Raw genomic sequence first — 26,626 nt, 5'->3', positions numbered from 1 at the left:
CACGAGGATAGGCGTGATCTGCGCGCTACCTGCTGGACACCCGCATCCGATGTGCTGCACGCCATGTCCTCCAGACTCCTCACCGGCGCCATCGCCGGCTGCCTCCTCCTGACCGCGGTCCCCGCCGAGGCCGCCCCGTCCCCGGTCCGTTTCCTCGGCGAGCAGCACGTGCCGAACGTGCTCGCGTTCGACGGGACGACCGTCGGCGGGCTGTCGAGCATCGACTACGACCCGCGCACCGGCCAGTACGTGTTCCTCAGCGACGACCGGTCGGCGCTGCAGCCGGCCCGCTTCTACACCGCGCGGTTCGACGTCACCAAATCCGGCGTCGGCCCGGTGACCTTCACCGCCACGCACCCGCTGCGCCGCGCCGACGGCACCACCTACCCGGCGCAGGGCGTGGACCCCGAGGAGCTGCGCGCGGACCCGTGGACCGGCGACTACTTCTGGAGCCAGGAGGGCGACCGCACCGCGACCGTGCTGGCCGACCCGTCGATCCGGGTGGCGCAGCGGGACGGCGACCACGTGCGCGACCTGCCGATCCCGGACAACGAGCGGATGCTGCCGGACTCGGGTCCGCGGCAGAACCTGGTGCTCGAGGGCCTGACCTTCGCCGCGGGCGGCACGCTGGTGGTCAGCGCGCTGGAGGGCCCGCTGCTGCAAGACGGCCCGGTGGCCACGGCCGAGCAGGGCGCGCTGTCCCGGATCACCGTGCAGACCCGCGGCGGCACGGTCCTCGCCCAGTACGCCTACCCGCAGGAGCCGGTGTTCGCGCCGGGCGCGGGCGGCAGCACCGGCGTCTCCTCGATCCTGGCCGCCGACCCGCTCGACCCGTCGCGCTACCTCGTGATGGAGCGCGCGTTCGTCTCCGGCGTCGGCAACAAGGTGCGGATCTACGAGATCGACACCCACGGCGCGACCAACGTCCTGCACACGGCTTCGCTGTCGGACGCGAAGGTCAAGCCGGTCCGCAAGAAGCTGCTGCTCGACCTGGCGGACCACCCGCTGTCCAAGGTCGACAACGTCGAGGGCATGACCTGGGGGCCGCGCCTGCCCAGTGGCGAGCGGACCCTGGTGCTGGTGAGCGACGACAACTTCTCGGCGAACCAGATCACGCAGGTCATCGCATTCGCGGTGCGCCGATAGCCGGGTGGGCCGGGCCGCTTACCATGGTTGGGTGAGTGAAGCAATCGAGGAAACGCCCGGCCACCGGTACAACGCCGACCTGGCCGGTCGGGTCGAGCTGCGCTGGCAGAACTACTGGGCCGATCACGGCACCTTCCACGCACCGAACCCGGCCGGCTCGCTGGCGACCGACTCCAGCGTTCCCTCGGACAAGCTCTTCGTGCAGGACATGTTCCCCTACCCGTCGGGGGCCGGCCTGCACGTGGGGCACCCGCTGGGCTTCATCGCGACCGACGTGTATGCCCGCTACCACCGCATGATCGGGCGCAACGTCCTGCACACCATGGGCTTCGACGCGTTCGGCCTGCCCGCCGAGCAGTACGCGGTGCAGACCGGGCAGCACCCGCGCAAGACCACCGAGCAGAACATGGAGACCTACCTGCGGCAGATCCGCAGGCTGGGCCTGGGCCACGACGAGCGCCGCCGGATCGCCACGATCGATCCGGAGTACTACAAGTGGACCCAGTGGATCTTCCTGAAGATCTACGACTCCTGGTACGACGAGAAGCAGGGCAAGGCCCGGCCGATCGTCGAGCTGGAGGCCGAGTACGCGGAAGGGCGCCGCGCTGTGCCTTCTCCGGACGGCCGGGCATGGAGCGAGCTGACCCGCGCCGAGCAGCTGGTGATCCTGGACGAGCACCGGCTGGCCTACATCTCCGAGGCGCCGGTGAACTGGTGCCCCGGGCTGGGCACGGTGCTGTCCAACGAGGAGGTCACGCCGGACGGCCGCAGCGAGCGCGGCAACTTCCCGGTGTTCCGCCGCAACCTGCGCCAGTGGATGATGCGCATCACCGCCTACGCCGACCGCCTGGTCGACGACCTGGACCGGCTGGAGTGGCCGGAGAAGGTCAAGTCGATGCAGCGCAACTGGATCGGCCGGTCGCACGGTGCGCGCGTGAACTTCGCCGCCGGTGAGCACGAGATCGAGGTCTTCACCACCCGGCCGGACACCCTGTTCGGCGCCACCTACATGGTGCTGGCGCCGGAGCACCCGCTGGTCGACGAGCTGACCACGGACGCGTGGCCGTCCGATGTGGACGAGCGCTGGACCGGTGGCGCCGCCACCCCGGCCGAGGCGGTCGCCGCCTATCGCCGCGCCGCGTCGCGGAAGTCCGAACTGGACCGCCAGGAGAGCAAGGACAAGACGGGCGTCTTCGTCGGCTCGTACGCGGTGAACCCCGCCAACGGCAAGGAGATCCCGGTCTTCATCGCGGACTACGTGCTGATGGGCTACGGCACCGGCGCGATCATGGCGGTGCCGGCGCAGGACCAGCGCGACTGGGACTTCGCGGAGAAGTTCGGGCTGGAGATCGTCCGCACGGTCCAGCCGAGCGAGGGCTTCGACGGCAAGGCGTTCACCGGTGACGGGGTCGCGATCAACTCGCGCCAGGAAAACGGACTCAGCCTGGACGGCCTGAACGTCGACGACGCCAAGAAGACGATGATCGCCTGGCTGGAGGAGAACGGCCACGGCGCCGGCACCGTGCAGTACAAGCTGCGCGACTGGCTGTTCTCGCGGCAGCGGTACTGGGGCGAGCCGTTCCCGATCGTGTACGACGAGGACGGCCGGGCGCAAGCGATCCCGGAGCACCTGCTGCCGGTCGAGCTGCCCGAGGTGGACGACTACTCGCCGCGCACCTTCGACCCGGAGGACGCCGACAGCGAGCCGTCGCCGCCGCTGTCCCGCGCGAGCGACTGGGTCGAGGTCGAGCTGGACCTGGGTGACGGCAAGAAGACCTACCGCCGCGACACGAACACCATGCCCAACTGGGCCGGCTCGTGCTGGTACCAGCTGCGCTACGTCGACCCGGACAACGCCGAGCGGTTCGTCGACCCGGGCAACGAGCAGTACTGGATGGGCCCGCGCCCGGCCGAGCACGGCGTGAACGACCCGGGCGGCGTCGACCTGTACGTCGGTGGCGTCGAGCACGCGGTGCTGCACCTGCTGTACGCGCGGTTCTGGCAGAAGGTGCTGTTCGACCTGGGGTACGTCAGCGCCGAGGAGCCGTACCGGCGGCTGTTCAACCAGGGCTACATCCAGGCCTACGCCTACACCGACGAGCGCGGCTTCTACGTCCCGGCCGAGGAGGTGGAGGAGTCCGACGGCAAGTTCTTCCACCAGGGCAAGGAAGTCAGGCAAGAGTACGGGAAGATGGGCAAGAGCCTGAAGAACGTGGTCACGCCCGACCAGATGGCGGCGGACTACGGGGCCGACACCTTCCGGTTCTACGAGATGTCGATGGGCCCGCTGGCCGACTCCCGGCCGTGGGCGACGAAGGACGTCGTCGGCGCGCACCGGTTCCTGCAGCGCGTGTGGCGCCTGGTGGTGTCCGAGCAGACCGGTGAGCCGCGGGTGTCGGCGGCCGAGCCGACGGATGACGACCGCCGGATCCTGCACAAGACCATCGCCGGTGTCCGCGACGACTACTCGGGTCTGCGGTTCAACACCGCCGGCGCGAAGCTGATCGAGTACAACAACCATCTGACCAAGGTCTACGGCGCCGCCGAGTCGACGCCGCGCGAGCTGGTCGAGCCGCTGGTGCTGATGCTGGCGCCGCTGTGCCCGCACATCGCCGAGGAGCTGTGGCACCGGCTGGGCCACGAGGGCTCGCTGGCGCACGGCCCGTTCCCGGTCGCCGACGAGAAGTTCCTGGCCGAGGACACCGTGGAGTACCCGATCCAGGTCAACGGCAAGGTCCGCGCGCGGATCCAGGTGCCCGCGGACGCGGCCAAGGAGGCCGTCGAGGCCGCCGCCCTGGCCGACGAGAAGATCGTGGCGCTGCTGGGCGGCGGCACCCCGCGCAAGGTCATCGTCGTCCCGGGCCGCCTGGTCAACGTGGTGCTCTAGGAGGCGTCGAGGCCGATCTCGCGGGCGAGGTCGGCCAGCAGCGCGTCGAACACGGCGTCCGGCTTGGACATCGGGATCGGGTAGTTGCCGAACACCTCGAGCGTCACGTGCCCGTAGAGGCGCGCCCAGAACTGGATCATCACGTACGTGGTGCCCAGGTCGAGCTTCTCCGGCGGGAAGTCGACGCCCGATTCGCGCAGGACCGCGAGCAGGTCGTCCTGGAACGCGGTCAGGTCGTCGTGCAGCTCGACGGGCACCGCCTCGGTCGGCGGGATCTCCAGCTGGAAGTTGGCCAGCAGGTGCCCGGCGGCGGTGAGGAAGATCCGGCCGAACGGCTCGTTGGCCCGGTTCAGGGTCGCCACGCTGCCGGCCGCCGAACCGACCTCGCCGGTCGGCGACGCGAACACCAGCGTGAACTCCTTGGTGTGCGTGAGCGCCCAGCGCCGGAAGCCGCGGCAGATCGCGAAGAGCTGCACCGCGCCGTCGTCGGGCAGGCCGGAGATCTCCTCGGTGAGTTCGGCGGCCAGGTCGGCGACGACGTCGAGGCGCAGGTGTTCGACGAGGTCGTCACGTGAGCCGTAGTACCGGTAGAGGGCGGGGGCGGTGATGCCGAGTTCACGGGCGATGGCCCGCAACGTCACGGCTTCCGGTCCGCGCTCGACGAGGAGCTTGCGTGCGGTCCGGCGGATGTCCTGATCGGTCGCCGCGCGCTCGCGACCCCGTCGGGTCGGCTTGTCCATTCCGGCATTCTAGAAGGTGAGCGCGCATTTCCGGCGGAATCGGGCGCCGCCGGTACCGATCGCTCGGGGGGCTACGCGATCGGTACCAGCGACCCGATGCCCGGCCTCCGGTGGCGCAACCGGTGCCGGACGCCAAGTGAGAGCCCGCGTGAACCCTGGTGGGACGCCCCGATGTCGAGATTGCCCCAATCGGGTGAACGCCGCGGACGCTCACCTTAGTGTCGCACCATTCGCCCCAGAAGTTACAAGAATCTTCACGTTTGCATAGGAAAGAATGCCCGGATGGCTTGCGACGTTCTGGTGGTCGGCTCCGCCAACGCTGATCTCGTGGTCCCCGCCGAGCGCCGGCCCGGGCCCGGCGAGACCGTGCTGGGCGGCGACACGGTGGTCTCCCCGGGCGGCAAGGGGGCGAACACCGCGGTCGCGGCGGCCCGGCTCGGCGCCGAGGTCGCCCTGCTCGGTGCGGTCGGCGAGGACTCCTACGGGGATCTGCTGCTCGATTCGCTGCGGGACGCCGGTGTCCGCACCGATCTGGTGCGGCGGGTGGCGCGGCCGACCGGCATCGCCTACATCACCGTGACGCCGGACGGCGAGAACTCGATCCTGGTCTCCCCCGGCGCGAACACCGCGCTCGAACCGTCCGTGGTGGACAGCGCGCTGGACGGGGCGAAGGTGGTGGTCGCGTCGATGGAGATCCCGCTCGCGACGGTCGAACGGACGGTCGCGGTCGCCGCCGAGCAGGGCGTGTGCAGCCTGCTCAACCTGTCCCCGGTCGCCGCGGTGAGCCCGGCGACCCTGGCCGCGCTCGACGTGCTGCTGGTCAACGAGCACGAGGCCGCGTGGCTGCTCGGTGACGGGGTGCCGCCGGAGCGGCTGCTCGACCTGGGGCCGTCCGCGGCGGTCGTGACGCTGGGCGCGCGCGGGGCGCTGGTGATCACCGGCGACGGGACCACCGAGGTCGCCGCGCCGAAGGTGACGCCCGTGGACACCACCGGCGCGGGCGACGGGTTCACCGGTGCGCTGGCCGCGGCGATCGCGGAGGGCAAGCACCTGGAGACGGCGGCGCGGCGGGCGGCGCAGGTCGCGGCGATCTCGGTCACCCGGCCCGGCGCGCAGCCCTCCTACCCGACGGCTGCGGAAGTCGCGGGTTCGTGAAACGCTGGTCCGGTACGGATCCGGAGAGGGTATGGTCTAGACCATGTCGGAAACGAGGCTGTCCGGGGTGCCGGTGAGCCCGGGTCGCGCGAGCGGTCCGGTCGTCGCCGTGGCCGAACCCGCCGCCGCGCCCGCGAGCGGGCCCGCGCCGTCCGATCCGCAGGCCGAGGCCGCGCGGATCGCGCCGGCCGCGCAGGCGGTTGCCGCGCGGCTGGAAGCGCTTGCCGGCCAGGCGACCGGCGACGCCGCCACGATCCTGCTGACCACCGCGGCGATGGCCGGTGACCCGGCGCTGGTCAGCGAGGCGGAACGGCTGGTCGTCGCGGAGGGCAAGCCGGCCGCGCGGGCGGTCTACGAGGCGGCGAACGGCTTCGCGAAAGCGCTTGCCGCGGCCGGTGGGTACATGGCCGAGCGGGTCCGCGACGTCGAGGACATCCGGGACCGCGTGATCGCCGAGCTGCAGGGCGTGGCGCCGCCCGGGGTGCCGGACCTGGCCGGTCCGAGCGTGCTCGTCGCGCGGGACCTGGCACCGGCCGACACGGCGGGCCTCGACCCGGCGCGGGTGCTGGCGCTGGTGACCGAGGAGGGCGGGCCGACCAGCCACACCGCGATCCTGGCCCGGTCGCTCGGGATCCCGGCGGTGGTGGCCGTGCGCGGGGTGCTCGGTCTGCGGGCGGAGGCGCTGCTGGTGGACGGCGACACCGGCGTGGTCGAGGTCGTCGCGGCGGACGCGCCGGTGGTGGCCGCGGTGCGCGAGGGCGCGGCGGAGTGGAACGGGGTCGGCGCGACGGCGGACGACCACCGGGTCAAGGTGCTCGGCAACGTCGGCTCACCCGCGGACGCGACCGCCGCGGCGGAGGCGGGGGCCGAGGGTGTGGGCCTGTTCCGCACGGAGTTCTGCTACCTGGACGCCCCGGCCGAGCCGTCGGTCGACGAGCAACGGGCCGCGTACGCCGCGGTGTTGGCGCCGTTCGCGGGGAAGCCGGTGGTGGTGCGGACGCTGGACGCGGGCGCGGACAAGCCGCTCGCGTTCCTGTCCCCGGAGGCGGAACCGAACCCGGCGCTGGGCGTGCGGGGCGTGCGCGTGGCGTTCGACCGGCCGGACGTGCTGGACCGGCAGCTGGAGGCGATCGCGGGCGCGGCGGCGGATTCGGGCGCCGAGGTGTCGGTGATGGCGCCGATGGTGGCGACCGCGGCGGAGGCGGCGTGGTTCGCCGAACGCGTGCGGGCCGCGGGAATCACGCGGGCCGGGGTGATGATCGAGGTCCCGGCGGCGGCGTTGGCGGCGGAGGAGATCCTGGCGGCGGTCGACTTCGTCTCGGTGGGCACGAACGACCTGGCGCAGTACACGTTCGCCGCGGACCGGCAGCTGGGGGCGGTGGCGGGCTTGAACGACCCGTGGCAACCGGCGCTGCTGCGGCTGATCGCGCTGGTCGGCAAGGCCGCGCGAGCGAGCGGCAAACCAGCGGGCGTCTGCGGCGAGGCGGCGGCGGACCCCCTGCTGGCGCGCGTGCTGACGGGCCTGGGAATGACGAGCCTGTCGATGAACGCGAGCGCGATCCGCACGGTGGGGGCCAGCCTGGCGCAGGTGGGTCTGGCGGACTGCCAGCGGGCCGCGGAGGCCGCCCTGGCGGCCCCGACTCCCGCCGAGGCACGCACCGCCGCACGCGGCTGACCGGGAGCCCGCCCCACCCACGGATGAGGCACCTGCTTTGGACGAGCGCATCTCTCGCGACGGCTGACCGAGGGCGCCCCGGCCAAGCGGCTCCCGCGGCCCGAGATCACCAGTGGTCGCGCGACTCTGCGCCTGCGGGCGAGCGTGCCTCACTCCCGCACGTGTACCCGGTCCGCACGGGTTCGCCACCGCTGCGGCGCTTGCGCGCCCGCCAGCGCCTGCCGCCCCCGCGCCCCGCGGCGCCCCCAGCCGCGCCCCTAATGGCCGAAGAACCCCCGCCGCGGGTGGCGGATCACCAGTGAGCCTCCGTGCAGCCGGCCGGCGAACACCAGCCGCGGGTTGCCGGGCCTGCCGTCGGAACCCGTCTTGTCCTGGAGGGAGCCGTACTTGATCTCGGTGATCGCGTTCAGGTCGACCGCCGCGTGGTCCGGGATGATCACCTCGACCGAGCCCCACTTGCAGTCCAGCTCGACCCGCACCACCGGGCTCGCCACCTGCGCGTCGCTGAAATCGAGCTTCGTCGAGCCGTACCGGTTGCGCACCACCACCTCCGGCGGCACCAGCCACCGGCCGTTGCGCACCAGCGCCGAGTACTTCGCGTTCAGCTCCAGCCGCTGGTCCGGCGAGTACGACACCGCCGGCGCGGCCGGGTACACCTCCGGGTGCACCAGCCCGGGCAGGTCCGCGAGCACCGCGTTCAGCTCACCCCGCGTGCGCGCCGCCAACGCCTTGTCGGTCCGCTCGGTGAACTCGTCGAGGTCGATCATGCCGCGGCCGATCGCCTTCTGCAGCACCTCCACGACGTGCTCGCGCTCCGCGTCCGACACCCGCAGGTCGCGCGGGCTCATCGGCTTGGTCCCGGTCTCCTCGCCCATGCCACCACGCTACGACCGGCGACCCCGGGACGAGATCCGGGAAAATCCCTAGTCTTTGTCGAGCCCGTGCTCGATCGCGTAGCGCGCCAGCTCCACCCGGTTGTGCAGCTGCAGCTTCCGCAGCGTCGACTGCACGTGGTTCTCCACCGTCCGGTGCGACAACACCAGCCGCTCGGCGATCTGCCGCGCCGTCAGACCCTTCGCGACCAGCCGCAGGACGTCGGTCTCCCGCTCGGTCAGCCGCGGCGGCGCCACCCCGCCCGCCGGCGCGGCCGCCATCCGCCGGTACTCGCCCAGCACCAGGCCGGCCAGCCCGGGCGTGAACACCGGGTCGCCCTCCGCGGTCCGCCGCACCGCCTCGACCAGCTCCGGCACCGACGCCGACTTCACCAGGTACCCGGACGCCCCGGCCTTGACCGCCTCCAGCACGTCGCTGTGCTCACCGCTGGCCGACAACACCAGCACCCGGGTGTCCGGCAGCGACGTGGTGATCTCCCGCGTCGCGTCGACCCCGGAGGTGTTGCCCAGGTTCATGTCCATCAGCACGACGTCCGGCCGCACCGCGGTCGCGATGCGCACCGCGGCGGCGGCGTCCGGCGCGGTCGCCCGCACGTCGAACCCGTTCTCGGTCAGGTCGCGTGCCACGCCGTCCCGCCAGATCGGGTGGTCGTCGACGACCATCACGCTGATCATGTCCTCGGCACCCGGATCTCCCATTCGGTCCCCTGCCCTGGCGCGGTCTCCAGGGAGATCGTGCCACCGAGTTCGGCCACGCGTCCCCGCATCGAGTGAACAACCCCCATCCGGCCCTCACTCTCCGCGTCCGCGAGCCGTCCCGCGGGGATGCCCGGGCCGTCGTCCCGCACGGTCACCACGACCTCACCGCCGACGTCCTCCAGCAACACCCACGCCTTGGCCGCCGGACCGGCGTGCTTGTCGACGTTGGACAGGGCCTCGCGGACCACGGCGACCAGCTCCGCGGTCGTCCGGGACGGCAGGTTCACCTCCCCCGCCGGCGCCGCGACCTGGACCTTCGACGATCCGAGCAGCTGCAGCGCGGCCCGCAGATCGGTCTCGCCGGTGCTGTGCCGCCGCGGCCCGGTGGTGACCAGCGCGCGCAGCGCGATCTCCTGCTCCCCGGCCAGTTCGGCGAGCTCGGCCGCCTCCCCGCCCAGTTCGGCGCCGCGCCGCCGGACGCGCGCCAGCACCTGCAGGACGCTGTCGTGGATGTCGCGCGCCAGCCGTTCCCGCTCGGCGTTGGCGACCTCGGTGCGCAGCGCCTCGGCGAGCACGGCCGCCGACTTGCGCGCGGTCGACGCGCTCATGCCGATCAGCAGCCCGCTCGCGACCAGCAGCACACCGTCCCGCGCCACGTCGAGGGTGAACCCCTGCCGCGCGATCCCCGTCGCGGCCGCGATCACCAGGCCGGCGGCGACCCCGCCCACCCCGCCGAAGCGGGTGCCCGCCGCGACCGGCGCACCGGCCACCCACACGGTCGTGATCAGCGGGGCCACCGCCGCGTTCTGCTCGTCGGTCAGGATCCACGGCGAGGTCAGCATCAGGGCGCAGGTGACCAGCACGTCGGCGAAGACGAACCACCGCCACCGCCACCGCAGCGCCTCCCGCGCGTAGACCAGGGCGGTCGCGACCGTCCACAGTGTCATCCCGCCGAGCACGGTCCAGGCCAGCCACGGACGCTGGTAGCCGTCGTTGTGCACGATCACCGCGCCGACCGCGAACAGCAGCGTGAGCACGCGCAGGCCGATCGTGCCCCACCACAGCGGGGTGGCCGGTTCGCGCGCGGTGGGCCCGAACCGGCGGCTCACGACTTGCCTGGGTCGCCGGGCTCCTCGTCCGCCTCGGCGGGATCGGCGTTGGGCACGGCCTCGATGTCGTGCAGGACGTCGACCTCGGCCGGGTCCGGGTCGACCTCGTGCAGCAGCGAGCGCACACCGGCGTTGACGATCGACATCAGCGGCACCGCAAGCAGCGCGCCCGGGATGCCGTAGACGACCAGGCCGGCGGCGATGCCGAGCACGACGGCCAGCGGGTGCAGCTTGACCGCGCGGCCGAGCAGCAGCGGCTGCAGGATGTGGCTCTCCAGCTGCATCACCGCGATGATGATGGCCAGCACGATCAGCGCGGTGACGAAACCCTTGGTGACCAGCGCGACCAGCACCGCGACCGCACCGGTGATCACCGCGCCGAAGATCGGGATGAACGCGCCGATGAACACCAGCGTGGACAGCGGGATCGCGAGCGGGACGCCGAGGATCGCCAGCCCGATGCCGACGCCGACCGCGTCCACCACGGCGACCGCCGCGGTGGCGCGGACGAACGCGACCAGCGAGGCGAACCCGCGCCGGCCCGCGACGTCCACGCGGCGCCGGACCCGCTGCGGGATGCCCAGCGTCACCCAGCTCCAGATCTTGTCGCCGCCGGCGAGGAAGAAGATCAGGACGAACAGCGTCAGCACGAAGCCGGTGAGGATCTCGCCGACCGTGGTCGCCGTGGTGAGCGCACTGTTGGTGAACGCCGCCTGGTTGTCCTGCAGGAAGCTGATCGAGTTGTCCAGGAACTGCTGGATCTGCTCCTGCTTGAGGTGCAGGTCGTTGATCAGCCAGTCCCGGATCTGGTTGAGGCTGTTGTTGACCTGGCTGGTCAGCGCGGGCAGGCCATCGGTGATGTTGATGACGACGAACGCCAGCATCCCGCCCAGGACCGCGAGCCCGCCGATCAGCACGATCGCGGTCGCCAGCCCCCGCGGCACCCGGACCTGCACCAGCCGTGCCACCGCCGGGGCGAGCAGGGCCGCGAGCAGCAGCGCGATCGCGACCGGGATCACCACGACCGACAGGAAGGCGAGCAGCCGCAGGATGAGGTAGGCGGCCGCGGCCACCACGAGCAACCGCCAGCTGAACGCGGCGCTGACCCGGAGCCCGCGCGGGACGACCGAGTCGTCGCTGAGGAATCCGTATTTCGGAGGCTGCGGCTCAGTCACGGATCCACCCTATCGAGCGGGACGAATACGGCAGCGCAACGCGCGGAAGCCGCGGCCGCGGGCGCAGCGTCACACGATCAGGCGCAAGTGCCGTCATCGAGTCAGCGCAAGTTCCGACGGTATGTCAATCTTCGACCAAGATCGACACTGCGTGATCGCGCTGACCACCCAGCGCGATGAGAGGAGTGGCAGCTTCTCCATGACGCGACGGACCACGGCCGGGAACATCCTGGTGCGCGTACTGCTCGGCATCGCCGGGGCGTTCGCGGTCACCCTGGTGTCCTGGCTCGTCGCGTCGTCGGCGTCGGCGGACGAGGCGGTGCCGGATCCGCTGTCCCCCTTGCTCGGCCTGGTCGGTGGGACGACCGAGCCGGTGCACGACGTCGTGCGGCAGGTGACCGGGATCATCGCGCCGCCGCTGCGAACCGACCGGATCGTCGCTTCGGTGACCGGCACCACGCCGGTGTTCGCGGAACCGGTGCGGCCGCGGGCCGCCGGAACCACCCGGGCGAGCGCGCCGAAGCCGCCGCCGGCTGTGCCCGATCGCCGGGCCGCTCCGGTGCTGCCGCGAGTGCCGGAGCCGCCACCGGTTCCGCCGAAGGTCACCTCACCGGCGCCGCTCCCCGCGTCGGAACCCGCCCCGGTGCAGCCCGAACCCGCTGAGCCCAAACCGGTCGAACCCAAACCGGTCGAACCCGGACCGGGCGCGCCCGAACCGGCGGCACCGGTGCACGGCGCCTGCGCGGCTCCGGTGCACGCCACGGACGCGGCCGGCGTCTGCCCGCTGCGCCCGGCGCCGCCGCCGATGCCGTTCGCCGTGGTCGCGGAATCCCATTCCGCCGACCGCGGATTCCTCCGGGCGGAACGCGTCCGAAAGTTTCCCGATCGATTTCCCGGCACGTCCGCACGACTTTTCCAACCGTTTCCCTTTGTGCCCTGAACAGCCGCTCTGACCAGCAGTGGAGCGGCTCTGTGTGCTGCCCGAAAGCGCTTTCTTCACACTTCCGGGTAATCGATCTGGCGCATTCTTCCATTCGACGTTTAACGTCAGTTGCGACGGGAGTGCGTGGAACTTCCGGTCGATTGAAAAGGAGTGCACTGACGATGTTCAGCAAATTCCGCAAGACGACGGCCGCGGCGGTGCTGGTGGGGGCCGGCCTGCTCGCGATGGGTGTCTCCGGTGGGACGGCGTCGGCGGCGACCGGCGCGGAACCGTCCGGTCTGACCTGCCCCGCGCAGGTGCCTTCGCACCCGACGGGCGCCGATTACGTGAACGCGTGGAACCAGTCCGGGGCGTGCTTCGGCGCCGGTGCCGCGGGTCTGGTCAGCTCCGCCTGGGCGGGTGCGATCCCGTCGATCGTGCAGGGGGCGGCGGGTTCGGTCAGCGGCCGGGAGGACAGCGGGCTGACCGCGCCGGTGGTCGTCCCGTCCGACCCGACGGGCGCGGACTACGTCAATGCGTGGAACGAGTCCGGCGCGTTGGCGGGTGCGGGTGCCGCGGGTCTCGCCAGCTCCGCCTGGGCGGGTGCGATCCCGTCGATCGTCCAGGGCGCGCTCGGATAGCGCTTTCACCGGAACCGAACGCCCACAACGAAGGAGTGCAGATCATGAGCAGGACCCTGATGCGTGGCGCCGCCGCTCTCGCCATCGCCCTCGGCGCTTTCGCCTTCGCCGGTGGAACCGCGTCGGCGGACGAACTGACCGCCCCCGTCGTGGTGCCGTCGCACCCGACGGGTGCGGACTACGTGAACGCGTGGAACGAGTCCGGCGCGCTGGCCGGTGCCGGTGCCGCGGGTCTCGCCAGCTCCGCCTGGGCGGGTGCGATCCCGTCGATCGTCCAGGGCGCGCTGGGCTGATTTCCCTTGGGGCGCCCAGGATCCCTCGCGTTCTGGGCGCCCCGCGGGTGTGGCCGGTCCGATCACGTCCCGTGATGTCCGGCCACACCCGGTGTTCTTCACACGATCGTGCGATCAAGTCGTGTCGAGGGTGCGAGGGCCCCCCGAGTTTTGGTTATCTCGACAGCGCAAGCGATTACCGCATCAATGCGAGCACGTTTCGGACACGGCTCGACCGGGAAATCGCGATCAACTTCTTCGACAGGAGACGGTGTTGCAGGCGAACGCGGCCATGGGACGGGGTACGGCTTCGGCCGTGCGCTGGCTCGTCCGCGCCCTGCTCGTGATCGCCGGTGCCGTCCTGGGCACCACGGCCGCCTGGCTGATCGGCGACGCCACCGCCTCCGCCACCCAGCTCGCCCCCGCACCGGCGGACACCCGCACCAGCGGGGACGAGGCGACCCCGGTCACCGACCGCGTGGTCACCGCGACCGACGACCTCACCTGGGGCGTCTCCGACCTGGTCGGCAACGCCACCGCCACCGCGCTGAAGTACGGCATGGCCGGCGGCCCGGCGGACCCGGCCCGTGGCGAGGCCGCCGCGGCGGACCTGCGTCAGACGGTCCACTCGTTCACCCGCGACGCGGTGCTGCGTCCGGTCGAGCGCACCCTCGGCACCGCCGAGCACATCAGCCGCAAGCCGCAGGACGCGCCGCAGGTGATCGGCCAGGCGCTGACCCCGCCGCCCGCGGTCGCCGAGTTCGGCAACAAGGTGTGGGGTTTCCTGCACCCGGGCGGCAAGAGCCTGATCAAGCTGCCGGGCCTGCGTGGCTTCGACGACGCCGAGCAGTCGGCCGCGCTCCCCGCGGCCGACGTCCTGCCCGCCCCCGCAGCCGCGCCCGTGATGGGTCCGGTCGCGAAGGCGGTGCCGGACGTACCGCACGGCGTGGTGTCCAAGGTCGGTCCGCACGACCGCGGCACCGACCGTTCCTCCGGCGACCGGCGGGACCAGTTCCCGTACTCGCCGCTGCGCGGACCGCTCGCACCCGCGGGTGTTCCGTTCGCCCCCGGTGGCGCTGTCACCGGTGGTCACATCGACGGCCTGCTGTTCGGCGTTCCCGCCGGCGGCCCGGCCGTGCGTGGTGTGGACGACCGCAGTGCCGTCCGCATCGTTTCCCGGCACACGCCGGTTCAGCCGGGCGAGCAGCCCGGTGTCACTCCTGACTGATTTTCGCGCGGGGTAGCTCGAAGCGCCGCCCTGTTCGCCGTGCCCCTTCTTCGGACCGGCGTCGCGCGCACAGCCAGAGCACCCCGCTTTTTCCAGCCCTCGCGGGCTTCCTCACCCATGCCCGCGATCCCCGGTGCTCTGTCAGTGCACCGACTTCAAGCCCCGCAAGGGAACCCGAAGAAAAGGAGAAACCCTCGATGCAGACCTGGGCAAAGCGCGGAATTCAGACCGCGCTGGTCACGGGTGGCTTGCTGATGCTGGGTACCGGCATCGCATCTGCCGACGAGAACATCAACCCGGACAGTCCTGCCGGTCCGCTGGACGTCAACCTGAGCGTCCCGGTGAAGGTCCAGGACAACGCCCTGGGCACCCTGGGCAAGCAGGTCGACCTCCCTGAGGTCGACAAGGAGATCAGCACCAAGCCGGTCACCGGCGCGGTGAACAAGGCGGCCGCCCCGGTCACCAAGACCGGCGCGCTGAAGCCCGCCGCCCCGGCCATGGGCGCCGCCAACGGCGTCATCGCCAAGGCCACCGACGCCGCCAGCGGTGCGGCGCAGCGCGTCGGCCAGGCGACCCACCCCGGTTCGCAGCGCGCCACCGTGGCGCAGGACGCCACCCCCTCGGTGCAGGACAACGGTGACCCGTTCCACGGCAACAAGGTCTCGGGCAACATCGCCGTGCCGATCCTGATCAGCGGCAACGCCCTCGGCGTGCTGGGCGACGCGGCGGTCGAGTCCGACGCGACGCAGACCTACGAGCACGACTCGGACATCAACACCGACGGTTCGCACGGCGGTTTCGCCGGCAACGTCGTCGCGCTGGACTGGGCCGCACCCATCCAGATCTCGGGCAACGCGCTCGGCCTGGTCGGCAGCGGCCACACCTCGGGCAGCGCGACGCAGGAGGCGTCGACCACCGGTGACATCGTCACCGACGGCACCAACGGCGGCCTGTCCGGCAACGTCGTCGCCCCGCAGGGCGCGACGCCGCTGCAGGTGTCGGGCAACGCCCTGGGCTGGTTCCTCGGCCACGCCGAGACCGACTTCGAAGGCTCCAGCGAGGCGGAGTCCGGCGGCTCGATCGAGACGCACGGTTCGAAGGGTGCGGGCACCGGTAACGTCGCCGGGATCCCGGTGGCGCTGCCCGCCAAGGTGTCCGGCAACGCCGTCTCCTGGGGTGGCGACGCCGACGTCCCGTCCGGCGCCTACGAGACCGAGGCCGAGGCCGGCGACACCAAGCCGGGCATGAACGACATCCCGACCTACATCCAGACCGACGGGGACGACTCGTTCCTGGCGGGCAACGTCGCGCAGCCGCAGCCCGCGGTTCCGGCGACCGTCGCGGGCAACGCCGCGGCCTGGATCGGAAACTCGCTCGTCGGCGGCGGCGCGGACCGCCAGGGCGGCGGCGTGGACCTCGGCAGCGACGCGCAGGCCGGTGGCTTCACCAGCACCAGCGGTGAGGACGCGGCCGGTTCCGGCAACATCGCCGACGCGCCCGTCGCGCTCCCGGTCGAGGCGTTCTGCGTCGGCGGGACCTGGATCGGCAACGCGCACGCCAGCGGCTGCGACAACGACGTCGAGGCCGAGGCCGGCTCGGGCACCTACACCACCGGCAACGGCTCGTTCCTCGGCGGCAACACCGTGTCCGCCCCGCCCGCGGGCACCGTCGAGGTGTTCGGCGTCGGCGGCTCGTGGATCGGCAACGCCTCGGGCAGCGCGACCGAGACCAAGGACGTCAAGGCCGGCGGGTACAACGGCAGCCAGGGCAACGACTCCACCGGCTCGGGCAACGTCGTGCAGACTCCGGTGGCCCTGCCCGCCGAGGTCTTCGGTGTCGGCGGGTCGTGGATCGGTCAGGGCGCCGGGGAGGCGTCCGAGACCAAGACCGTGACCTCCGGTGGCGGCGGCAACACCCAGGACGACAACGCCGCGGCCAGCGCGAACCTGGTCCAGGTGCCGGTTTCGGCGCCGGTGCAGGCGTTCGGCATCGGTGGCGCGTGGATCGGCCAGGGCTCCGGCGCGGCCACCACCGACACCACCTCGACGGCGGGTGGCATCGGCCACGCGACCGGTAAGGGCGGCTTCCTGTCCGGCAACATCGGCGCGGCGCCGGTGTCGCTGCCCGCGCAGGTGCACGGCATCGGCGGGGCGTGGATCGGCAACGGCTTCGGCGAGTCGGAGAACGTGACCGACTCGACCGCGGGTGGCGACCTGTCCACCACCGGTGAGGGTGGCTCGATCGCGGGCAACATCGTCGAGGCGCCGGTCGGCGCCGTGGCCACCGTCTTCGGTGACGCCGCGGTGTGGGGCGGCGTGGTCAAGGGCGTCGCGTCCAACGACGTCGTGTCGACCGCGGGCGGCGACGCCGAGACCAACGGTGAGGGCGGCTCGATCGCCGGCAACGTGGTCGCGGCCCAGCTGCTGCCGGTGGCCCAGGTCTTCGGCAACGCCGCGAGCCTGGTCGGTGTCGCGCACGCGGCCGGTGTGAACAGCACCGAGGCCAACTCGGGTGGCGACATCACCACCTCGGGCGAGGGTGGCGCGCTGTCCGGCGACATCTTCGACGTCCCGGCCGCGGCCGTGGCGCAGGTGTTCGGCAACGCCGTCTCGCTGGGCGGGGTCGCGCACGCGTTCGCCGACAACACCACGGTCGGCACCGTGGGCGGCACGGACACCACGTCCGGCCCGGCCAAGGCCCTGTCCGGGATCACCAAGCAGGTTCCGGTCGGCGTCGTCGCCCAGGTCTACGACATCCCGCTGGGCCTGATCGCGGTCACCAGCACGACGGTGCGCAACGCGACGGACATCTCGGTCGCCGGCCAGGAGCCGCAGATCGACCTGCCGATCACGATGCCGGAGATGGGCGCCACCGCCCTGCCGAAGCTGCCGGCGCTGCCCGCCCGCGCGGAGCGCTCCGCGCTGCCGGCCGAGCTGCCGGGTGCGGGCCTGCCCGAGCTGCCCGAGCTGCCGACGAGCGTCGAGGGCGTGCTGCCCACCGGCGACGTCCCGGCCATCGCGCAGCTGGACTCCAACCCGACCGCCGTCTTCGAGCAGGTCAGCGACCTGGTCAGCGGCAAGGGGATCAACATCAAGGGCTGATGCCCTGACGTGAAGCGGGCCCGGGAGCGTGTGCTCCCGGGCCCGTTTTTCGCGTGCGGGTCAGCCGATCTGCACGGACCGTTTCGCCAGGCCGTACCAGTAGCCGTCGATGACGGTCTCCGGCTCGGCGTCCGCGGAACCGGCGCCGAGGCTGACGAACAGCGGCGCGAAGTGCTCGATGCGCGGGTGCGCGAGCGTCGCGGCGGGCGCCTTGTGGCGGAAGTCGAGCAACGCGTCGATGTCGTTGGCCCGCAGCGTTTCCGCGCCCCACTGGTCGAACTCGGCGGACCACCGCGGCGGGGTGCCGTCCACGCCGACGCCCATCGCGGAGAGGTTGTGCGTGAAGAACCCGCTGCCGATGATCAGCACGCCCTCGTCCCGCAGCGGCCGCAGCTTGCGGCCCAGCTCGAACAGCTTCCGCGGGTCCAGCGTGGGCATGGACATCTGCAGCACCGGCACGTCCGCGTCCGGGTACATCTCGACGAGCGGCACGTAGGCGCCGTGGTCGAGGCCGCGGTCGGGCGCCTCGTGCACCTCGGTGCCCGGGCCGGTCAGGAGCTTGCGCACCTTCGCGGCCAGGTCGGGCGCGCCGGGTGCCGGGTAGGTGACGGTGTAGTAGTGGTCGGGGAAGCCCCAGAAGTCGTAGACCAGCGGAACCGTCGTGGTCGCGCCGACGGTCACCGGCGCCTCCTCCCAGTGCGCCGAGACGACGAGGATCGCCGTGGGCTTGGGCAGGTTCGCCGACCAGTCGGCCAGCTGGCGGGTCCACAGCGCGTCATCGGCGAGCGGCGGCGCGCCGTGGCTCAGGTAGAGCACGGGAGTCGCACTCATCGCAGCCTCCATGTTTGAAAGTTCAACTACTACGGTACCCGACGCACCGGGGTCGCGGGGTATTCCCGGGCGCGGAACCGGTACAGACTGGCGCGGCGCGGACGGCGGGCGCCTATCCTGAACCATGGTGGTCAACGTGGCGATCTACCTGGTCGTGTGTGCCACGCCCCCGGTGCTGTTCTGGCTCGCGAGCAAGACCCCCGCGGTGGTCGCCGCCCTCCGGCGCCGCACGGAACCAGCGCCGGCCGGCCCGCCGATCGAGCAGCTCGCCGCGGACCTGCGCCGCGTGCACCGGTGCCTGGCGGACCTGGCCCCGGACGCGCCGATGCTGCGCCGCCGCGCCACCCACCAGGCGTACGACGCGTTGCTGGTCCAGGCTTGCGCGGCGCTCGGCCTGCGGCACTGGCTGGACGAGCTGCCGGAAGGCGTGGAACGCGACGTGGAGCGGCTGCGCGTGGAAGAGGCGCTCCGGCGGGCCGGCCTAGCGGTCCCCTGACAGCCGGACCAGGTGCCGCCCGGTCTTCGACCGCGGCTGACGGGCCAGCTCCGCGGGTGGCCCCTGGAACAGCACCCGCCCGCCGTGCCTGCCCGGCCCCGGACCCAGGTCGATGATCCAGTCCGCCCTGGCGATCACGTCGAGGTTGTGCTCGATGACCACGACGGTCGAGCCGCCCGCCACCAGCCGGTCGAACAGGTCGACCAGTCCGGCGACGTCGGAGGGGTGCAGTCCGGTCGTGGGTTCGTCGAAGACGTAGATCCGGCCGGGCGGGCGAGCTCGACGGCCAGCTTCAGGCGTTGCCGTTCCCCGCCGGACAACGTGTTCAGCGGCTGGCCCAGCGACAGGTATCCCAGTCCGGCCTCGACCAGCCGGTCCAGCATCGGCTCGTCGGGGAACACCGTCCGCGCGTCCCGCGCGCTGAGGTCGAGCACGTCGCTGATCGTGCGACCCCGGTAGGTGTACCGCAGGACGTCCACGACGAAGCGGCGTCCCTGGCACTCCTCGCACGTCGAGACCATCGGGTCGAGGAAGGCCAGGTCGGTGTAGATCACGCCGAGGCCGTGGCAGCGCGGGCACGCCCCCGCCGAGTTGGCGCTGAACAGCGAGGGGCTCACCCCGTTCGCCGTGGCGAAGCGTTGCCGGATGCCGTCGAGGATCCCGGTGAAGGTCGCCGGGCTGGACCGGCGCGACCCGCGGATCGGGCTCTGGTCGACCGACACCGCGTCCGGGACGAACCCGTGCACCAGCGTGCTCTTGCCGGATCCGGCCACACCGGTGACGACGGTCAGCACACCGAGCGGGATGTCCGCGTCGACTTCGCGCAGGTTGTGCCGCGTGGCGCCGCGGATCTCCAGGAAGCGTTCGGCCCGCCGCGGGTTTTCCTTGATCCGCGGGCGGTGCCGCAGGTAGCGGCCGGTCGGGGTGTCCGCCAGCCCGGCGACCGCGCCCTGGTAGACCACCCGGCCGCCGTCCTGCCCGGCGCCGGGGCCCAGGTCGATGACGTGGTCGGCCGCGGCGATCACGTCCGGGTCGTGCTCCACCACCAGCACGGTGTTCCCCTTGTCCCGCAGGCTCTTCAGCAGGGCGACCAGCTGCGTCACATCGTCCGGGTGCAGGCCGACACTCGGCTCGTCGAAGACGTAGAGCATGTCGGTGAGGCTGCTGCCGAGGTGCCGCACCATCTTCACGCGCTGCGATTCACCGCCGGACAGGGTCGAGGTCGGCCGGTCCATCGTGAGGTAACCGAGACCGATCGACACGAGCCGCTCCAGCTGCGCGACCAGTCCCGCGACCACCGGCTCCGGTTCGGTCAGCGTGCGCACGAAGGCCAGCAGGTCCTCGGCCTCCATCGCCGCGCACTCGGCGATCGAACGTCCGGCCACTGTGGACGCCAGCGCCTCGGGGGCCAGCCGCGCGCCGTGGCACTTCGGGCAGGTCTCCTCGGTCACCACCCGCTCGAACGCCTCGCGGGTGCGGCCCTTCAGCGCGTCGGCGTCCTTCGGCAGCCAGATGCGTTCGAACCGCGGCAACAGGCCTTCGTGGTCCGGTGAGCCGTGCAGGAACCCGTCCCACTCCGCCGTCGAGTACTCGGCGAGCGGCTTGTCCAGGTCGAACCGGCCGGAGTCGGCGAAGGTGCGCCACATCCAGCCGCCGGGCTGGAAGGTGGGGAACCGGATCGCGCCCTCGTTCAGCGAGCGGCCGCGGTCGATGAGCTCGTCGACCACGATCGTCCGGGCGGTGCCCAGGCCGGTGCAGCGCGGGCACATCCCCTGCGGGTCGTTGAAGGAGAACGCGTTCGAGTACCCGGCGAACGGCCGTCCGGCCCGCGACCACAGCAACCGCATCAGCGAGTAGATGTCGGTGACCGTGCCGACCGTCGAGCGCGGGCCACCGCCGAGGCGTTTCTGGTCCACCACGATCGCGGCCGACAGGTTCTCGATCGCGTCGACGTCGGGCTGGCCGTAGCGGGGCAGCCGGTTGCGCACGAAGGTGGTGAACGTTTCGTTGAGCTGCCGCTGGGACTCGGCCGCGATGGTGTCGAACACCAGCGAGGACTTGCCCGATCCGGACACCCCGGTGACCACCGTGAACGCGTGCTTCGGCAGTGCGACGGTGACGTCCCGGAGGTTGTGCTCCCGGGCACCCACGACCCGTAGTTCTGTCATGCGCCCGACGCTAGGAACGATCGCGGCCACATTCCGGCCGCGATTCCTGCCACCATCGATTCGTGCACGGACCGAGCGCGCGGATGCTGGAGCTGCTGTCGTTGCTGCAGACCGGCCGCACCTGGAGCGGCGCGGATCTGACGACCCGGTTGGGCGTCTCGCCACGCACCCTGCGCCGGGACATCGAACGGTTGCGTGAGCTGGGCTTCCCGGTGTCGTCGGTGTCCGGCCCCGGCGGCCGCTACCAGCTCGTGGCCGGCCGCGCGATGCCGCCGCTGCTGCTGACCGACGAGGAGGCGGTGGCCACGGTCGTCGGTCTGCGGTTCGCCGCACTGGCCCAGGTCGACGGTGCCACGGGCGCGGCCGACGGCGCGCTGCGGAAGCTGGAACAGGTGCTGCCGTCGCGGTTGCGGTACCGGATCGCGGCGGTGCTGGCCTCGACGGAGGCGGTGTCGCGGGCGGCGGGCCTGCTCGACCTGCGGGTGCTCCAGCAGCTCGCCACGGCCGCCCACGCCCGCCAGGACGTGCGGTTCGGCTACACGACGCGGACCGGGGAGCGCGGCGAACGCCGGGTCGAGCCGTACCGCCAGGTGCTGCTGGGCAAGCGGTGGTACCTGTTGGCCTGGGACGTCGACCGGCGGGACTGGCGCACCTTCCGGATCGACCGGATCACCGGCGTGACCGTGCCCGGGACGACGTTCGTCCCGCGACCGCTGCCGCCGGACCCGGTGAGCTTCGTGCAGTCCAGCGCGAACTTCCCGCTCAGCAGGCACCGCGGTGTCGTCCGGTTCGACGCGCCGGCGCCGGTGGTCGCCGAACGGCTGATGACCGAAGCCGGCACGCTGGAGCCCCTCGACGAGCACAGCTGCCGGTTCGTCACGCCGGTGGACTCGTGGGAGTGGCTGGCGATGACCTTGCCGATGGTCGGCGTGCCGTACACCATCGAAGGCCCGCCGGAACTCGTCGAGCGGTCCCGCGAACTCGCCGAACGCATCCGCGCGGCGACGGGAGGGTGAGGCCCTGAGCGGCCGGAGCTGCTCGGCCTACGAGGTGAGGAACTCGCCGATCGCGTGGCCGAGTTCGGGGCGCGCGACCGCGCTGAGGTGGTTGCCCGGCACGTTGACGTACCGGCCGTGCGGCAGCACCTCGGCGAGGTCGCGGGCGGTCCGGTGGTGCGGGTCCTCGATCCCGGCGACCACGAGCGTCGGCACGTCCAGGTGCTCCAGCACGGTGCGGGGCGTGTCGATCGAGGTGTCCAGGACGTGCAGCAGTGCGTCGCGGTCGCCGCCGATCTGCCGGAAGAACGCCTCCGCCCGCCACTCCGGCGTGCCGCGCTCGAACGTGCCCAGGCCGGTCAGCACCCTGCGGAAGTGCGCGTTGCCGCCGCCGGTGTGCTCGATTCCGCGCAGCCCCATCCCGGCCACCACCGCCCGGCGGGGCCGGGCGCCGCGCACCAGCATCCGGATGGTCGTCCGCCCGCCGAGCGAGTAGCCGCCCAGGTCGTAGTCGGTGAGCCCGAGGTGCTCGACCAGGTCGAACCCGTCGTCGGCGAGCACGTCCGGCGGGTAGGCGGCCGGATCGTGCGGCTTCCCGCTCTCCCCGTGGCCGCGCAGGTCCGGCATGATCACGCGGAAGCCCAGCCCCGCGAGGTGCTCGGCGTGGCCGTAGGTGACCCAGTTGACCCGCGAGGTGGAGAAGAAGCCGTGGATCAACACGAGCGGACGCCCGGCACCGACCTCCCGGTAGGCCAGTTCCACGCCGTCCCGGGCGGTGAAGTACCCGTGTAGGGTCCCGTCGCCGATGACATGTCGATCTTTAGCGACCTGCGGTTTTGCTCGTTCTCTCACCGCAGGGTCCTGAAGGACAGTCTCAAAGCCGTGGCCTTTCTCGGGTCGCGGGCAGCGGTGGTTCAGCGGCTGCCGAGTTCTCCCTTGGTGAACCCGTGTTTGCGTGCCGTGAGCACAGTGGCGAGTGCAGGGACGAGCAGTGCGAGCGCGACCCAACTCAGCCAGGATGCATCCGATCCGCTGAGGACGAGGCCTCCGATGATGCCACCACCGGCGATTCCGACGTTCCATCCGGTGGTGAGGAGTGCTTGGGCGACATCGCCGGCGTCGCCTGCTGCTTCGGCGACTGCGGTCTGCAACAGGGTGGAGGTGCCGCCGAACGCGAGCCCCCAGAGCGCCGCGCTGGCGTAGACGAGCGAAGGCACGCCGGAGAAGATGCCGAGCAGCAGCGTGCATGTCGCGAAGAGCGCGCACGCGAGGATCATGAGGAGGCGCAGGTGCCGATGGACGAGCGCTCCGGCGATCCAGATGCTCACCAGCGACACCAGGCCGAAGGTGAGCAGCACGGCGTCGACTTGACCTGCCATGCCGAGCGGTGTGAGGAACGGGGCGATGTAGGTGTAGAGGATGCTGTGGGCGAGCACGAACGTGAGGGTCACGAAGAGCACGGGCGCTACGCCGGGAATGCGAATGGTACGGGTGAGCGGGAGCCGTGAGCCCTTGGGCTGTCCGGGGAAGCTCGGCACCGCCGCGATGACCCACACGATCAACGCGAGCGTGAGGACGGTCATGATCCCGAACGCGTATCGCCACTCGACGAGCTTGGCCAGAAACGCCGCAGCAGGAACTCCGACGGACAGGGCAACGATTGCGCCCCCATCGCGATCGCCATTGCCTTGCCGCGCTGATGTGAGGGAACCATCCGTACCGCGTACCCGGCCAACAGCGCCCAGAGCAACCCGCCGACGATGCCGCCGAGGCACCGGGCGGCTAGCGTAAGTGCGAAGCTCTCGGAGAGCGCGGTGACGCTGTTGGCGATCGCGAGTCCTGCGATCGCCAACAGCAGCAAGTGTCGGCGCGGCCAGCCGATCGTCGCCTTGGTGAGCGGGATCGCGGCGAGGATCGCCCCGATCGCGAAGACGGTGACGCTCTGCCCGGCAGTGCTCTCGCTCACACCCAGGTCTCGGCTCATCCCGGGAAGCACCCCGGCGGGCATCGTCTCGGTGAGGAGCGTGATGAACCCGGTGGTGGCCAAGGCCAGAAGACCCGCCAGCGGGAGCCGGGCGTTCGTTCTTGAGCGAGGTGGCAGCGTATCTGGTCGCGTCATAGCCCTATCGTCGATGGGTGACATTAGTGTGAAGGTCAAACTCGGTGTCTGCCGAGTCACAGAACGCCAGCCACAGAGGGCGAGGAGAGGGATATGCGGATCGGTGAGCTGTCGACGCGCACCCGGACTTCGATGAGGTTGCTGCGCTACTACGAGGAGCAGGGACTGATCGCGTCGGATCGACTGCCCAACGGATACCGGGACTATGAGGAGTACGTCGTTGACCGGGTTCTCCAGGTACGAGGCCTGCTCGACGCAGGGCTGCCCACACGGATCATCAAGCAGATCCTGCCCTGCCTGAACACCCCCCGCACGATCCACATGCCCTACGTCACGCCAGACATGGTCGCAACGCTCGAACGCGAACGCGATCGCATGGTCGAAAAAATCGAATGCCTCACCAAGAACCACCAGGCCATCACCGACTACCTCGACGCCGTACGCCGCAATATCCGAGCCTCCTGACCGATGTCGGGTCTGCTGAGCCTATTGCCAGCCACTCGGTCAGCTTCTCCGCATCCGCGACCGAACACTCCCGAAACCCGAAATGCTTCCGGCCCTGTCGTACCCGCCATCACCGTTCCCATAGACCGAGTAGCTGTAGGCGAGGCGCAGACACCATCCAGACAGCCCAGTCTCAAACAGACTTCATAAATGAAACCGAGATGAAATCACCGGTGAAAAAATGAAGTCAGATTTGAGACCCTGCATACCCGGGCATCAGCCTTGGGCGAGGTCCGCGAACCGGCTGTAGTGCAGCTGGTGCGCGACGACGATCGTGCTGGTCGGACCCGCGCGGTGCTTCGCCAGGATCAGGTCCGCCTCGCCGGCGCGCGGGTCGTCCCGCTCCCACGCGTCCGGGCGGTTGATCAGGATGACCATGTCCGCGTCCTGCTCCAGCGAGCCGGACTCACGCAGGTCGGACAGCATCGGGCGCTTGTCGGTCCGCTGTTCCGGGCCGCGGTTCAGCTGGCTGATCGCGACCACCGGCACCTCGAGCTCCTTGGCCAGCAGCTTGAGCTGACGGGAGAACTCCGAGACCTCCTGCTGCCGCGACTCGACGCGCTTGCCGGAGGTCATCAGCTGCATGTAGTCGACCACGACGAGCTTCAGGTCGTTGCGCTGCTTGAGCCGCCGGGCCTTGGCGCGGATCTCCATCATCGTCATGTTCGGCGAGTCGTCGATGAACAGCGGCGCCTCGCTGATCTCGCTCATCCGCCGCGCCAGCCGCGTCCAGTCGTCGTCGGACATGCGGCCGCTGCGCATGTCCGCGAGCCGGATCCGGGCCTCCGCGGACAGCATGCGCATCACGATCTCGATGCGGCTCATCTCCAGGGAGAAGATGACGCTGCTCATGCCGTGCTTGATGGAGCACGACCGCGCGAAGTCCAGCCCCAGGGTCGACTTGCCGACACCTGGCCGTGCCGCGACGATGACCATCTGCCCGGGGTGCAGGCCGTTGGTCACCTCGTCGAGGTCGGCGAAGCCGGTCGGCACACCCTGCGACACCCCACCGCGCGAGGCGATCGCGTCGATCTCGTCCATGGTGGGCTGGAGCAGTTCCTCCAGCGCCACGTAGTCCTCGCTGGTGCGGCGCTCGGTGACGTCGTAGATGGCGGCCTGCGCGCGGTCGACGACCTCGTTGATGTCGCCGCCGTCGTTCGCGGCGCCGTAGCCGTACTGCACGATCCGCGTGCCGGCCTCGACCAGCCGCCGCAGGATGGCCTTCTCCCCGACGATCTGCGCGTAGTAGCCGGCGTTCGCGGCGGTGGGCACGGTCGCGATCAGCGTGTGCAGGTAGGGCGCGCCGCCCACGCGCGCGAGTTCGCCGCGTCGTTCCAGTTCCGCGGAGACGGTGATCGGGTCGGCCGGTTCACCGCGCGCGTAGAGGTCGAGGATGCAGTCGTAGACCGCCTGGTGCTTGGGCAGGTAGAAGTCGTTGGGCGAGAGCACCTCGACGACGTCGGCGATGGCGTCCTTGGACAGCAGCATGCCGCCCAGCACGGACTGCTCGGCCGGGATGTCCTGGGGCGGCTGACGGTCGAACTCGCCGTACCGCGGCCCCGGGTCCTCGGGACCGGGATCGGACGGATAAGCCGGACCACGGTCGTCAGTCAGCGCCACCGCGCGGATACCTCCCAGACAGCGAACACCAGTTCGATTATGCCGGATCTCCGGCCGGAGCGTGGGACCCGCCGCACCGGTGGGACCGTGTCTTCCGGCCACTGAGTGCGACTACTCCGGCGGGAACCGTAGATCGCTCGGACGGACCAGTGCAAACCTGCTTGGGGACCGTTCTGTGGACAGCTTGTGGAGGAGCGGGCCGAACCAGTCACAGGTACGGCTTCCCCTGTGGACAACCTGGGGGCAACTC

At 71.3% G+C, this 26,626-nt stretch carries 20 protein-coding genes and 2 pseudogenes; 12 read left to right on the top strand and 10 right to left on the bottom strand.

Translation table 11 applies throughout. From position 1 onward, the window contains the following. Positions 1-63 precede the first annotated feature (63 nt). Together L1857_RS02130 and leuS are read left to right on the top strand one after the other, a co-directional pair. Positions 64-1,146, top strand: a complete 1,083-nt coding sequence (locus L1857_RS02130) for an esterase-like activity of phytase family protein (protein ID WP_116110443.1) — start codon at positions 64-66, stop codon at positions 1,144-1,146. A gap of 31 nt (positions 1,147-1,177) precedes the next feature. Then, a complete protein-coding gene (leuS, locus tag L1857_RS02125; RefSeq protein ID WP_116110402.1) occupies positions 1,178-4,033 on the top strand; it encodes a leucine--tRNA ligase in 2,856 nt (951 codons plus the stop codon). Here the strand turns inward: leuS and L1857_RS02120 are convergent. Then, entirely contained in the window at positions 4,030-4,773 is a 744-nt protein-coding gene (locus L1857_RS02120; protein WP_094003286.1) for a TetR/AcrR family transcriptional regulator, read from the bottom strand. The genes leuS and L1857_RS02120 overlap by 4 nt on opposite strands. Before the next feature lie 282 nt (positions 4,774-5,055). Here L1857_RS02120 and L1857_RS02115 point away from each other — a divergent pair, with 282 nt between their 5' ends. Beyond that, positions 5,056-5,928 (top strand): ribokinase, encoded by an 873-nt coding sequence (locus tag L1857_RS02115; protein WP_094003285.1) that lies wholly within the window; start codon positions 5,056-5,058, stop codon positions 5,926-5,928. 43 nt (positions 5,929-5,971) lie between these two features. Next, positions 5,972-7,603: a phosphoenolpyruvate--protein phosphotransferase gene (gene ptsP, locus L1857_RS02110; protein WP_094003284.1), complete on the top strand. Its 1,632-nt coding sequence runs from the start codon at positions 5,972-5,974 to the stop codon at positions 7,601-7,603. A 257-nt stretch (positions 7,604-7,860) separates the two neighbouring features. Here the strand turns inward: ptsP and L1857_RS02105 are convergent, their stop codons facing one another. Genes L1857_RS02105 through L1857_RS02090 form a run of 4 tightly spaced genes read right to left on the bottom strand, consistent with a single transcriptional unit; the run spans position 7,861 to position 11,479 of the window. Then, positions 7,861-8,478, bottom strand: coding sequence for a DUF1707 SHOCT-like domain-containing protein (locus tag L1857_RS02105; RefSeq protein WP_116110314.1), 618 nt, complete (start codon positions 8,476-8,478; stop codon positions 7,861-7,863). Positions 8,479-8,526: 48 nt separating this feature from the next. After that, complete coding sequence (locus tag L1857_RS02100) at positions 8,527-9,171, bottom strand: response regulator (RefSeq protein ID WP_094003297.1); 645 nt, start codon at positions 9,169-9,171, stop codon at positions 8,527-8,529. After that, positions 9,168-10,304 (bottom strand): MacS family sensor histidine kinase, encoded by a 1,137-nt coding sequence (gene macS, locus L1857_RS02095; protein ID WP_116110313.1) that lies wholly within the window; start codon positions 10,302-10,304, stop codon positions 9,168-9,170. Before macS ends, L1857_RS02100 begins: the two co-directional genes overlap by 4 nt. Further along, positions 10,301-11,479 carry an AI-2E family transporter gene (locus L1857_RS02090; RefSeq protein WP_249464335.1) on the bottom strand — a complete coding sequence of 393 codons (1,179 nt, stop codon included), beginning with the start codon at positions 11,477-11,479 and terminating at the stop codon, positions 10,301-10,303. Before L1857_RS02090 ends, macS begins: the two co-directional genes overlap by 4 nt. A gap of 199 nt (positions 11,480-11,678) precedes the next feature. Between L1857_RS02090 and L1857_RS02085 the strand changes: the two genes are divergently transcribed. The 5 genes from L1857_RS02085 (at position 11,679) to L1857_RS02065 (ending at position 17,643) form a co-directional block, all read left to right on the top strand. Continuing rightward, a complete protein-coding gene (locus tag L1857_RS02085; protein WP_094003280.1) occupies positions 11,679-12,419 on the top strand; it encodes a hypothetical protein in 741 nt (246 codons plus the stop codon). A gap of 164 nt (positions 12,420-12,583) precedes the next feature. Then, positions 12,584-13,042: a hypothetical protein gene (locus tag L1857_RS02080; protein ID WP_094003279.1), complete on the top strand. Its 459-nt coding sequence runs from the start codon at positions 12,584-12,586 to the stop codon at positions 13,040-13,042. Positions 13,043-13,086: 44 nt separating this feature from the next. Beyond that, positions 13,087-13,335: a hypothetical protein gene (locus L1857_RS02075; RefSeq protein WP_094003296.1), complete on the top strand. Its 249-nt coding sequence runs from the start codon at positions 13,087-13,089 to the stop codon at positions 13,333-13,335. A 295-nt stretch (positions 13,336-13,630) separates the two neighbouring features. Then, a complete protein-coding gene (locus tag L1857_RS02070; protein WP_116110318.1) occupies positions 13,631-14,542 on the top strand; it encodes a hypothetical protein in 912 nt (303 codons plus the stop codon). Positions 14,543-14,739: 197 nt separating this feature from the next. After that, on the top strand, positions 14,740-17,643 hold the full coding sequence (locus tag L1857_RS02065; protein WP_249464332.1) for a beta strand repeat-containing protein: 2,904 nt from the start codon (positions 14,740-14,742) through the stop codon (positions 17,641-17,643). A gap of 60 nt (positions 17,644-17,703) precedes the next feature. On the opposite strand, the gene L1857_RS02060 is transcribed toward L1857_RS02065, so the two are convergent. Next, a complete protein-coding gene (locus L1857_RS02060) occupies positions 17,704-18,474 on the bottom strand; it encodes a dioxygenase family protein (RefSeq protein ID WP_094003277.1) in 771 nt (256 codons plus the stop codon). Positions 18,475-18,598: 124 nt separating this feature from the next. Between L1857_RS02060 and L1857_RS02055 the strand changes: the two genes are divergently transcribed. Next, the gene (locus L1857_RS02055; protein ID WP_094003276.1) at positions 18,599-18,970 is read left to right on the top strand and encodes a hypothetical protein; all 372 of its coding nucleotides are present in this window, start codon (positions 18,599-18,601) and stop codon (positions 18,968-18,970) included. Here L1857_RS02055 and L1857_RS02050 read toward each other — a convergent pair. Further along, positions 18,956-21,138: pseudogene (locus L1857_RS02050) on the bottom strand (excinuclease ABC subunit UvrA). The gene L1857_RS02055 and the pseudogene L1857_RS02050 overlap by 15 nt on opposite strands. Positions 21,139-21,200: 62 nt before the next feature. On the opposite strand from L1857_RS02050, the gene L1857_RS02045 reads away from it, so the two are divergent. Further along, on the top strand, positions 21,201-22,154 hold the full coding sequence (locus L1857_RS02045; protein ID WP_240323137.1) for a helix-turn-helix transcriptional regulator: 954 nt from the start codon (positions 21,201-21,203) through the stop codon (positions 22,152-22,154). A 27-nt stretch (positions 22,155-22,181) separates the two neighbouring features. Here the strand turns inward: L1857_RS02045 and L1857_RS02040 are convergent, their stop codons facing one another. Together L1857_RS02040 and L1857_RS02035 are read right to left on the bottom strand one after the other, a co-directional pair. Continuing rightward, the gene (locus tag L1857_RS02040; RefSeq protein WP_240323136.1) at positions 22,182-22,985 is read right to left on the bottom strand and encodes an alpha/beta fold hydrolase; all 804 of its coding nucleotides are present in this window, start codon (positions 22,983-22,985) and stop codon (positions 22,182-22,184) included. A 62-nt stretch (positions 22,986-23,047) separates the two neighbouring features. Then, positions 23,048-24,117: pseudogene (locus L1857_RS02035) on the bottom strand (MFS transporter). Between the two features lie 228 nt (positions 24,118-24,345). Between L1857_RS02035 and L1857_RS02030 the strand changes: the two are divergent. Further along, entirely contained in the window at positions 24,346-24,717 is a 372-nt protein-coding gene (locus L1857_RS02030; protein WP_116110308.1) for a MerR family transcriptional regulator, read from the top strand. 255 nt (positions 24,718-24,972) lie between these two features. Here the strand turns inward: L1857_RS02030 and dnaB are convergent, their stop codons facing one another. Further along, positions 24,973-26,376 (bottom strand): replicative DNA helicase, encoded by a 1,404-nt coding sequence (dnaB, locus tag L1857_RS02025; protein ID WP_094003271.1) that lies wholly within the window; start codon positions 26,374-26,376, stop codon positions 24,973-24,975. Positions 26,377-26,626 lie beyond the last annotated feature (250 nt).

This window comes from Amycolatopsis thermalba, assembly GCF_023376025.1.
Lineage (GTDB): Bacteria > Actinomycetota > Actinomycetes > Mycobacteriales > Pseudonocardiaceae > Amycolatopsis_E > Amycolatopsis_E thermalba.
Note: the sequence above shows the minus strand (reverse complement) of the source record. Positions and strands in the feature narration are given on the sequence as shown.